At 37.2% G+C, this 1,286-nt stretch carries 3 protein-coding genes; all 3 read right to left on the bottom strand.

Going from position 1 to position 1,286, the window contains the following annotated elements; genetic code table 11:
* Positions 1–109 precede the first annotated feature (109 nt).
* On the bottom strand, positions 110–487 hold the full coding sequence (locus ACODS7_RS32065) for an HNH endonuclease (RefSeq protein WP_243168910.1): 378 nt from the start codon (positions 485–487) through the stop codon (positions 110–112).
* Complete coding sequence (locus ACODS7_RS32070; RefSeq protein WP_243168911.1) at positions 477–707, bottom strand: hypothetical protein; 231 nt, start codon at positions 705–707, stop codon at positions 477–479. Before ACODS7_RS32070 ends, ACODS7_RS32065 begins: the two co-directional genes overlap by 11 nt.
* Before the next feature lie 214 nt (positions 708–921).
* Entirely contained in the window at positions 922–1,134 is a 213-nt protein-coding gene (locus ACODS7_RS32075) for a hypothetical protein (RefSeq protein ID WP_243168912.1), read from the bottom strand.
* Positions 1,135–1,286 lie beyond the last annotated feature (152 nt).

Here is a 1,286-nt window from a genome sequence, read left to right on the forward strand (position 1 = left end):
TTTTACCAAATAAAACGAATTTTTTACGCAGAAAGCTGGACTGCGGTCTCCAGGGCGCCATGACTTGCTTTTTTATGGTGGGGGGTGTTTGTGAATTTTTTCTTTCCAATCATTCTCTGTTTTTCTTCTCATCTTCTTTTGTTTTCTTGTTATGGCAAGCATGACAGAGTGTTTGTAAATTAGTCGGTTCTAATCGTTTGGACCAATCAACACGAATCGGAATGATATGATCGACTACATCACCTATCTTGATAATGCCCTTGCTTCTACATTGAACACATAAGCCATGATCTCTACGATACATAAGCTCACGCATATCCTTCCACAATCTTGAGTTATAGAAGGAACGTGAGCTTTTATTTCGTATGTATTTATCATAGTGTCTGGCGCTATCCTGTACCTTATCTTGATGTTTACTGCAGTACTTGCCCCTCGTTAACGCTGCACACATTGGTGAAGCGCATGGCTTCATGGGTTTACTTGGCACTTGTGCCACCGTCTTTACTACATAGCTTTATCACTCTGAACGTCAAAAATGCTGGCCATAATGGTGTAAACAAACAAATGAGAATAAGTGCAACGGCAATCGTGTTTGCTTCTCCTTTCTCATCGTCCTCCTCTTCTTTCAGCACCTTCTGTAAAATAGGGCGCATTTGAACCGATACATACACCATACCAATCATCATATAAACTAATAACCACAACACCTTTATTCCTCCAGTTATGCATTTACTGTTACATATAAACAATCGTAGCCTTTGTCTTGAACAGGCTCCAAGTCTTGTAATATAATCGCCTTATTAGAAAGAATATTCCGATTATACATTTACAAATAAATACAAATTGTTATAATAGAGTTAACATTGTCATCCGGAAAAGTAATTCGTCCCCAATACGAATTACTTTTCCTTTTTTTTATGGTTACTTTTCCAAAAATTCATGCACCACTTTACCAAGCAAACTGATCATCGCTTCTCTCTTTTGCTTGGGTGTTGTATTATCTTGCATTTCATTAAAAATAGGCAGTACACTTTCTAATTTCTGTTTATCGATACGCTCATTTACAAAATCTTGCCCCAGCATCGAAATGAAAGTACCAATTGCAACCGCTTGTTCTTGTTTATCTAGTTTCATTTATCTCACTCCCTTTAACTACGCGACCTTGGATTGAATCCGCTGTATTCTCAACAATAGATTTAACTACTACTTTCTCACCTAATGTCAGGACAAGTTTTATATCCTCTTGTTTCTTCTTATTCGTAAGCCTATTCATAACCTTTTCTAAC

Source organism: Bacillus sp. FG16, assembly GCF_057809515.1.

What these genes read in the sequence shown, in the direction of transcription:
- ACODS7_RS32075 (WP_243168912.1), bottom strand. Translation starts at nt 1,134, where the DNA reads ATGAAACTAGATAAACAAGAACAAGCGGTTGCAATTGGTACTTTCATT.